This window comes from Roseibaca calidilacus (genome assembly GCF_001517585.1).
Classification (GTDB): Bacteria; Pseudomonadota; Alphaproteobacteria; order Rhodobacterales; family Rhodobacteraceae; genus Roseinatronobacter; species Roseinatronobacter calidilacus.
Genome location: NZ_FBYC01000003.1, coordinates 104,252 through 113,349 on the forward strand (window position 1 = coordinate 104,252; position 9,098 = coordinate 113,349).

Genomic DNA, 9,098 nt, shown 5'->3' on the forward strand with positions numbered 1-9,098 from the left:
GTTTACCGATATGCTTTCGCAAATGCCGATGCAAGCAAATTCATGGGCGACTGGGTGGAGGGCTCGACCAAAGGACAGTCAAACCCTGCGGTCTCCGTCGGAGAGTGCGCTTTCCAGCGCCTGATCCCCTACCGCATCTGCGTTCTCCGGATCATCGTCTTGCACAGCTTGAGCAAAGTCATGAATGGCGTGTCGATCCTGTGACCCAACCGGTGAGGTCCCGTTCAGTACCGTCAGTTTGCCGCACGCCACATCCGATACCGCCCCTGCCCGGTCATCTCGCGGACCAGACCCTTTTCCTCCATCCAGGCAAGGTTACGCTGGACGGCGGCGCGACTAGCACCGGTCAGAGCCTCGGCCATCGGGGCTGAGACAAGTGGCCATTCGGTCAGAACAGCGCACAAAGCTGGGGGCGTGCGGCCCGAGAGCGGGCTCATCTCGGTTTCTGCCCGTGCTGACCATGCCTCGATATCGTCAAGGTGCCGCATTGCGGTCAGGCAGGCGGTCTCCATCCCTTCAAGCCACCGGGCCAGACGGTCAGCGGGTGAGCCGCCAGCGCGCAGCCCCCCTGCCCCACCCATGGCAAGAGGCGCAAAGACTGCCCCCTTGCTATCGCTCACCGCGATTCGCGCCGCAGTGACTGCCGCTTCCATTCGATCGCCCTGCTGTCCGAGACCCGCGAGGCTCCAGAGGTGAAAGCCCATGCAGGCACGGGTGATCGGATGCAGTTCCGCAGCTTGCGCCGTCAGGTCCAGCCAACCGTCTGCGCGATCTGCAAACGGTTCGGCCTCATCGGCGAGGTTTTCGGGGTCGCGGCGGTCAAGGAAGGCGGAAAGGTCCACCTCCGGTCCCGGACCACCTGTCAGCCGCCGCACCGCCCAACCGACACGCGCTAACGCGGCGGTGTCGTCCTGCACCCCCGACAGGCGCATGGAGATCCAGAGCGCCAGCCGATCCGGGCCGATGCGGTCACCCGCGAACCAGCTGAGGTCGGCGGCCTCGATCAGGGCAAGCCTGTGCCGCCATCCTTCCGGGCCGCGCTTAACCCGGTCATCCAGTGCGCCGAGGCGACCGGCCACACGGGCAAGACGCGCGGCATGACCCGCCTCTGCTTTCCGCCAATCGTCGAGGACCTCGGCTTCACGCGGTTCGGCCCGTGGTCCGGGCGGCAAATACTCCAGCTCCTCTTCCATGGGGCCGGGCAGGAACCAAAGATCGTCCTCAGACCGCTGTTCCACCTCCTCAGCGTCGAGAAAGTGAGCATCACATTTACCATAAAAGACAGGGTCTTGGGGCTTCATATGTGCAAAATATCTAATTTTTGCACTTTACCCAAGGGTTTTGTCGGAGTGCGCTCACACTCCTTATATAGCACGCGCAGGCGATGGTCGGCGAGGGCTCTCTGATCGCGCTCACTGTATAGAAACCAAGGGCTTTCCATTGAGCAGGGCCAAAGAAAGCGCCCTTGCATTCGTTTACAAACGGTCGTTTATTGACGGTATATGAAACTGCAAACGGCCTGTTTTGATGCCCCTGATCGGCTATGCGCGAGTATCGACCGAGGATCAGACCCCCCTGCCCCAGTCGCAGACCCTGAAATCCGCAGGCTGCGCCGAGATCCATGAGGAGCAGGCTTCTGGCGGTGATCGTGCGCGGCCTGTGCTGGCGCGGGTGCTGGAACGGATCGGCAAGGGCGATACGCTGGTGGTGGTGCGCATCGACCGGCTTGCGCGGTCGCTGTCGCATCTGCTGGAGGTGATTGAGCGGCTGGAGGCCAAGGGTGCTTTCTTCCGCTCGATCCAGGACCCGATCGACACCGCATCCCCGCAAGGCAAGTTCACGCTGCAGGTTCTGGGTGCAGCCGCCGAATTCGAGCGCGCCCTGATCCGCGAACGCACCAAGGCTGGGCTTGCCAGCGCGCGCACCAAGGGGCGGGTCGGCGGAAACCCTGGCCTGCGCGCCCGGGATCCGGCTGCGCTACGCAAGGTGCGGCTTGCACGACAGGACGGCTACATGGAGCGGCTGAACGAGACTGCCCAGGACTGGGTGCCCCATGTGCGACGGTTGCGCCCCGACTTGGCTTGGGAGGACGTGGTGCGCATCATCAACGGCCCCTTGCCCGAGGCGCGTCGCTGGACCCAAAGCCGTCTCTTGCGCGCTGTGAAGGCCTATGTCCGCGACGGCTTCCTGTCTGCCGAGGTGCTGGCCCGCGCCGGGCGCCGCGAAACCGACGACCGCCTGCCCGCCATCGTTGCTGCGATCAAGGGGGCGGATCCCGACATCACGCTTAAGGCGATCTGCACCCGGCTGGAAGCGATGCGCGAGCGCACGCCCCGCGGGCGGACAAGCTGGCAGCCTTCGTCGGTGAAGATGCTGTTGGAGCGGGCCGAGAAGCTGGGAATGATTTGAGAGACTCAGATTCGGTCTTTGGAAGCAAAACCACCTATGTGAATCGGGTACATCTTGCGTTTAAGAGATGGCAGCGACACAAGCGCTTGACGCTCTGGAGCCACGAAATATGATAAGTCATTGTAAATCAATGATTTCATCGGGTGCCGGCCCACCATTTGAAAAAATCCTTGCCTGTCAAACGCTTTCCTGACATTTTTGCGGAAGAACGCTAACCATCAGTTTCCGGCGGTTTTGCGTTCCTTCTCAAGATAGACCCGGAAGACGGGCGGCGGGACGGGCATGAACGAGCAGCGGATCAGAATGGATCAAAAGATCCAAACGATGGCGACACGTCTAAGCAAATCGCTTGATGTGAATATGCGCAAGTCGTTTCTACCTGATGAACGAAAGGCTCTCAGACGGTTCTCATCCACGGAGGTTGCTCAGATCCTCGGGGTAAGCCAGGATTTTCTGCGGAAGATGTTCTTCGAGGACAAGCTCGATCTCGGTGACATCGAGACGGATGCCCGCGGCCGCAGGTTCTACACTGCAGAGCAGATCGACATAGCGCGCCACGAAATTGCCCGGTCAAGCACCAAGTTCCAGCATATCGTTCCTCGTCGTCGGGAAGGGGAGCATATCCAGATCATTTCGATCGCCAACTTCAAAGGGGGCGCAGGAAAGACGACAACGGCGATCCATTTGGCCCAAAAGCTCGCCCTTGACGGTTATCGAGTTCTGGCAATCGATCTCGACCCGCAAGCTTCAATGACCACCATGTTCGGTTTCCGGCCGGAAATCGACTTCCCTGAAGCCGGAACGGTGTACGATGCACTACGATACGAGGACCCTATCCCCTTTAGAGACGTTGTGCGCAAAACGTATTTCCACAACCTCGATCTAGCTGCGGCCGGCTTGCTGCTCTCTGAGTTCGAGACCGAAACCGCACACGCCCTTCGAAACAATATCAGGCCGCCGTTCTATCAGCGGCTTGCCCTTTGCATTAATGAAGTCGAGACAGACTACGACATTGTCGTCATCGACTGCCCACCCCAACTCGGGTTTACCACACTATCAGCTTTGGTAGCGTCGACATCCCTTGTCGTCACTGTCATTCCTAGCATGCTTGACGTCGCCTCGATGGCCCAATTCCTGCAGCTCACATCCAGCCTAATGGCAACAATTGCTGATGTGGGCGCATCGCCCGACTGGGACTTCATGAGGTTTCTAATCACTCGTTTCGAGCCAAATGACGGCCCCCAAACCCAGATGGCGGCATTCCTACGGACCATGTTCACGGATGACGTTCTTACACAGCCTTTCCTGAAATCTTCTGCAGTCTCTGACGCTGGGCTCACGCAACAGACACTGTTCGAGATCGCCAGAACGGATTTTCATCGCCAGACGTACGATCGGGCTATCGAGTCCATCAACGGGGTTGTGGCGGAGGTCGAAGGGCTCATCAAAACGGCATGGGGGCGCAAGTAATGGCCCGCAAAGTCACATTCGACATTCCCGAGGATGAAGAAAAGCAGGAGAACTCGTCGATTTCTCCGACTCGAACCCAGTCACGAGCGCCTGCCCTTTCGGGAATGGCCCGTTCTCTTCAGGATGCGGCACAATCTTCAATTCAAGAAATCAGTACCGACCTTATTGATGATTCCGAGTTCCAGGATCGTCTGGCCCTGGATGAAGAAGATGACATCAGGGAACTGGCTGAAAGTATTGACAAGCAGGGACAGCTTATCCCGATACTTCTAAGCCCCGAAGGGGGGCGATACAGGATCATCTATGGGCGCAGGCGATTAGCTGCCCTTCGACTTATCGGCAAGCCTGCAAAGGCTCTCATCAGAGGCTTGGATGAGGATCAAGCGATTCTTGCACAAGGCCAAGAGAACAGCTTTCGAAAAGACCTCAGCTGGATTGAAAAAGCCCTGTTTGCACGTTCTCTCATAGAGTCCGGCAAGGATGAGGGGCTGGTCTGTGACGCCCTCAACATCGATCAGAAAGCCAGAAAAGCCGGTGACAAGCTCACGGGACTTGCTCGCATGAAACAAGTCACTTCCTGTATTCCGACTGAACTCATCCAAAAGATCGGGGCGGCACCCGGGGTTGGACGGGATCGTTGGTATGCTGCCGCAAAGTCTTATGAGAGCCTTGGCTTCTCTGGAGATGAAGGGTTTCCGGCCGGAAACCGAGAATTCCATGATGCTCTCATGGAATCCAGAGGTTCAGGCAAGACCTCCGACGAACGCTTTGCGGTGTTCGAAGGGCTCCTGAAACAGCACAAGCCCCCTGCCCCACCGGCAATCCAGACAGAACTCGGGATGGTGAAGGTCACCAAGAGAAACGTGATCATCACCGTCAAGAACGGAGATGACGGGCTTCACAAGTGGATCTCTGAGAATCCAGAGTCCGCTCTTCTCGCGTTGGCGAATGCGAAGGCTGCTGGTCCCGGACAGAACAATACCCCAGAGAAAATGGAACCCATAGGTAACCCAGTCTCCGGTAAGGATCAGGATCTTGATGGTCCTGACATAGACGATAACGAAAACTGAGCAGAAAGGAGGACAGGCCAGAAAAGGAAAGACCCCCCGAAAGCAGTGCTTCCGAAGGGCCTCGATTAGCTTAGACACCTGATTGATACCCCGAAGCCGAATCGTTTTCAACACCGTTCGCGGTGAACGGGGAAGCTTTTTCAGCCGACATCACCATGAGACAGGTATTTTCTCACACACCCGCCGTGGCGGAACGATCTCCTTTGCCCTGTACGAACCCGTACAGGGTCATCGAGCCGATCCGAACGCTTCGCAAAGAACTCGGTTTGACACCAAATGATCTTGTGACACTGCAGGCCTTAATCAGCTTCATGCCGAAGAAGGCCGGACAAACAGCTTCAATGACTACCGTCTTCCCCTCAAACGCATCGTTGTCTGAGAGAACGAACGGTCTGAACGAGAGAACGATCCGACGGTGTATCGGACGCCTCGTGGACGCCAATTTGATCCAACGTAGGGATAGCGCAACCCGCAAACGGTTCCCACTTCGCTACGGTGGATTGATCAGAGATGCCTTTGGCTTCGATCTACAGCCAATGTTTGATCGGGAAAGTGAGCTCACAGAACACGCAAAACAACTTGTCGACGATCAGGAAGAGCTACGGTCGCTTAGGGCGGAGGCGCTGGCTCTTCGTGTCGAAGCTTTGCGCCAAGCAAACGATGATGAGACATTCACATTTCTCCAAAACGTGCGCAACATCCTACGCCGTGCAACTCTCAAAGCCGAAGAAATCATAGAACTTATCACGAAGTTGGCAGAGTTGGCCGGAGCGACCATCAGAGAGTTTCCGGCCGGAAACCGTGAAGCTCAGGAAACGATACCCGACCAAATGTCCGGCGACGACGGACAAAATGTCCGGCACGTAGAACCCACAAGATTGAATATAAAAAAGGAAACTACAGGTGCACACAGCAGTTCTGGTTTTAGGGAACGCCGAGATCCAACAACTATCGCTTGGACGGACCTGAAAAACATATCGGACTTCTTCCCACATGAACCAAGAAACCATCAATCCGTTGTGAACATGTTGGCTGATGTTGGGAAATTGCTGAGAATAGAACAAGGCAGGATCATGAGACACCTAAGAGAAAGAGGTCCAGGGCTGCTCCTTATTGCGCTCGACGAATTAATTTTGAGAGCCAGCGCAGGACAGGTGAGGAACACCAACGCCTACCTAGACGCAATGATGAGGCAAAAGACGTGATGGTCTTATCACGCTCACTCAACCAGCTTGTGATTGAGCGTAGTCTTCGATGCTCCGGCGAATTTTCCCGGATAGTTCCAACCATAAGGTCATCGAGAGTGAAAGGAGTGTTGGTTTGAGGGTGACGGGAAGTGAGATCGGGAGAGTGGCTTCCGGCGCCCGTCGTGGAGAAGATCTGATGACGAAAGCTGTCCAGAAAATCACTCTGTCCCCTTCGCGGGATATCCCCTTCGACAAGTTGGTTCTGAGCCAGGCCAACGTGCGGCGCATCAAGGCTGGCGTGTCCGTCGAAGAACTGGCCGAAGACATCGCCCGCCGTGGCCTCTTGCAGAGCCTGAGCGTGCGGCACGTGTTGAATGATGATGGGACCGAGACCGGCAAGTTCGAGATCCCAGCGGGAGGCCGCCGATTCCAGGCTTTGTCCCTGCTGGTGAAACAGAAGCGTTTGGCGAAGACCACGCCCATTCCCTGCATCGTGCGGGATGCGGGGTCCGCGATCCTCGCCGAAGACGATTCCCTTGCAGAAAACATGCAGCGCGTCGCGCTGCACCCGCTCGACCAGTTCCGCGCGTTTGTGGCGCTGCGGGACAAGGGCCAGAGCGACGCAGAGGTTGCTGCCGCCTTCTTCGTGACACCGCAGATCGTGAAGCAGCGCCTGAAGCTCGCCTCCGTCGCCCCTGCCCTGCTTGAGATCTATGCCGAGGATGGCATGACGCTGGAGCAGCTCATGGCCTTCACCGTGAACCCTGATCACGCGCGTCAGGTTCAGGTCTGGGATGTGATCCATTCATCCTGGAACAAGGAGCCGTTCCAGATCCGGCGCATGCTGACCGAGACCTCGGTCCGGGCGTCTGACCGGCGCGCGGTCTTTGTGGGTGTTGAGGCCTATGAAGCGGCGGGTGGCACGATGCTGCATGACCTGTTCCAAGGCGATGACGGCGGGTGGCTCGAAGACCCTGCCCTGCTCGATCGGCTGGTGGTGGAAAAACTCCAGGCCGAGGCTGAGACGGTTGCGGTTGAGGGCTGGAAGTGGATCGAGGTCGCACTGGACCTGCCCTACGGCTACAGCCACGGCCTGCGGTCCCTGGCCGGTGATCCGGCGCCAATGACGGATGACGAAGGTGCGGCCCATGCCAAGCTGCTCGCCGAGTATCGGGCGCTGGAAGAGGAATACGCGGGTCAGGATGAATTGCCTGACGAGATAGACACGCGGCTTGGCGTGTTGGAAGCGGAGATGGAAAAGATTGAGACTCGGCCGTTGATCTTCGACGCGGAGGAGATCGGGCGGGCAGGGGCGTTCGTCACGCTCGACCGCTACGGCGCGCTGGCAGTCTATCGCGGATATGTGCGTCCAGAGGATGAGCCCGTTGAGGAGACCGCGGTCCAGGATGCCACTGATCCTGCAGTGGCGGGCAGGGGGATGATCGTGATCTCACCGATGGCCATGGCAGTGCCGCTCATGTCGGAACCGTCATCATGTCGGGAGGCCAGCCGATTGGCGGCGACCTGCCGGAGGATGAGGATGACGGGGCGCTGAAGCCACTGCCGGAGCGGTTGGTCATGGAGTTGACGGCCCACCGGACGCTGGCGCTGCGTGAAGCAATCGGGCGCTCGCCGGATGTCGCGCTGACGCTGCTGCTGCTGAAGCTGGTGACGGACACCTTCCGCACCTCCTCTGCTTCAGGAAGCTGTCTCGAGGCATCCGTGCGTCACGTCTACATGTCGGCGCAGGCGCCCGATCTGAAGGACAGCGTGGTGGCAAAGCTGGTCGACGAGCGTCACGCTGAATGGAAAGCCGATCTGCCGCTTGGCGACGATGCAGCACTCTGGGACTATCTGACGGTCCTCGACCAGGGCAGCCGTCTGGCACTGCTGGCGCATTGCCTCAGCTTCGGCGTCAACGCGCTGCATGAGAAGGTGAATCCTTACGGAGCAGGCATCTCTGCAGGCGGTTTGACCCGGCGGATGGCGCATGCCGATCACGTGGCGCGCGCGACAGGTCTCGATATGGTCGAGGCGGGCTGGGAGCCGACGGTGGACACCTATCTCAACCGCGTGCCAAAGGCCCGCATCCTCGAGGCCGTGCGGGAGGCGAAAGGGGAGGGGACTGCCCAACTCCTCGATCACCTGAAGAAAGGCGAGATGGCCAGTGAGGCTGAGCGCCTGCTGAAGGGCAGCGGCTGGTTGCCCGAGGTCCTGCGCCGTGTCGATCTCGTGGCGCTGGAGGTGAGGACTGTGCCGAAGGGCAGGGGGCGGATGCCGAAGTGGCCGACAGCGTCAGTGAAGCTGACCTTCCCGCATTCCTGACGGATGATCTGCCTGCTGAAGGCGCGTCGATGCTGGCCGCGGAATAACCTGTTCCAGCAGGGGCGGGCATTCCGCCCCCAATCACCCTATAACGTAACAATATCAATAGGATAAATGTGAATATCCGCATTCGGAATGAGGAATCATGTCTGCAACAACCATCATCGACACAGCACCCCTCGGGGCGCTCATTCGCTACACCGACGGCAGTCCCAAACCGCCGGCACGCTTCACGAAGAAGCTCGCAGCCTGGGAGCGCTCGAACGGCGTGGGCCGTCTTGTGAAAAAGGAACCACCCCGGCCCTATCCGACATGGACAGCTCCCGCGTCGTTCACGCTGCATGAGGCAATTTCGCCTCTGACGGGGTCATCCTCGTCACCATCATGCGCAGCCATTCGGCTGACAGCGCTCTGGTCTTCGAGGGTGGCCGAGGAGCCGAAGCCCGGGCAGGTGCGCGTGCTTCTGGACTTCGGTGGCAACACCGAGCTGCTGCATCTGGCGGAATCCATCACCGCGGCCGAGCTTTGGATCGCCAAGGAAGGATACCGCAACGCGCGACTTGAAATCGTCGGCGATGAAGAGGGCGAAAGGGCAGGGGGCGCGAACCTGGCCGCCTGAACCCAACTGAAACCGAGG

At 58.8% G+C, this 9,098-nt stretch carries 5 protein-coding genes and 2 pseudogenes; 6 read left to right on the plus strand and 1 reads right to left on the minus strand.

Features of this window, described 5'->3' with window-relative positions:
* Positions 1–233 precede the first annotated feature (233 nt).
* Positions 234–1,301 carry a helix-turn-helix domain-containing protein gene (locus tag AWT76_RS03445; RefSeq protein WP_072244931.1) on the minus strand — a complete coding sequence of 356 codons (1,068 nt, stop codon included), beginning with the start codon at positions 1,299–1,301 and terminating at the stop codon, positions 234–236.
* 226 nt (positions 1,302–1,527) lie between these two features.
* Here AWT76_RS03445 and AWT76_RS03450 point away from each other — a divergent pair, with 226 nt between their 5' ends.
* From AWT76_RS03450 to AWT76_RS03475, 6 genes and pseudogenes are all read left to right on the plus strand, one after another.
* Positions 1,528–2,409 carry a recombinase family protein gene (locus tag AWT76_RS03450; protein WP_072244933.1) on the plus strand — a complete coding sequence of 294 codons (882 nt, stop codon included), beginning with the start codon at positions 1,528–1,530 and terminating at the stop codon, positions 2,407–2,409.
* A gap of 282 nt (positions 2,410–2,691) precedes the next feature.
* Positions 2,692–3,879, plus strand: a complete 1,188-nt coding sequence (gene repA, locus AWT76_RS03455; protein WP_037239335.1) for a plasmid partitioning protein RepA — start codon at positions 2,692–2,694, stop codon at positions 3,877–3,879.
* Entirely contained in the window at positions 3,879–4,949 is a 1,071-nt protein-coding gene (repB, locus tag AWT76_RS03460) for a plasmid partitioning protein RepB (protein WP_072244965.1), read from the plus strand. The genes repA and repB overlap by 1 nt, the downstream gene beginning before the upstream one ends.
* A 155-nt stretch (positions 4,950–5,104) precedes the next feature.
* Positions 5,105–6,154, plus strand: coding sequence for a helix-turn-helix domain-containing protein (locus AWT76_RS03465; RefSeq protein WP_072244935.1), 1,050 nt, complete (start codon positions 5,105–5,107; stop codon positions 6,152–6,154).
* A gap of 178 nt (positions 6,155–6,332) precedes the next feature.
* Positions 6,333–8,508: pseudogene (locus AWT76_RS03470) on the plus strand (ParB/RepB/Spo0J family partition protein).
* A gap of 98 nt (positions 8,509–8,606) precedes the next feature.
* Positions 8,607–9,080, plus strand: a pseudogene (locus tag AWT76_RS03475) (hypothetical protein).
* The last annotated feature ends 18 nt before the right edge of the window (positions 9,081–9,098 follow it).

Excerpts from the sequence above, each read along its gene's own strand:
- AWT76_RS03445 (WP_072244931.1), bottom strand. The coding sequence starts at position 1,301 with ATGAAGCCCCAAGACCCTGTCTTTTATGGTAAATGTGATGCTCACTTT.
- repB (WP_072244965.1), top strand. The coding sequence starts at position 3,879 with ATGGCCCGCAAAGTCACATTCGACATTCCCGAGGATGAAGAAAAGCAG.
- repA (WP_037239335.1), top strand. The coding sequence starts at position 2,692 with ATGAACGAGCAGCGGATCAGAATGGATCAAAAGATCCAAACGATGGCG.
- AWT76_RS03450 (WP_072244933.1), top strand. The coding sequence starts at position 1,528 with ATGCCCCTGATCGGCTATGCGCGAGTATCGACCGAGGATCAGACCCCC.
- AWT76_RS03465 (WP_072244935.1), top strand. The coding sequence starts at position 5,105 with ATGAGACAGGTATTTTCTCACACACCCGCCGTGGCGGAACGATCTCCT.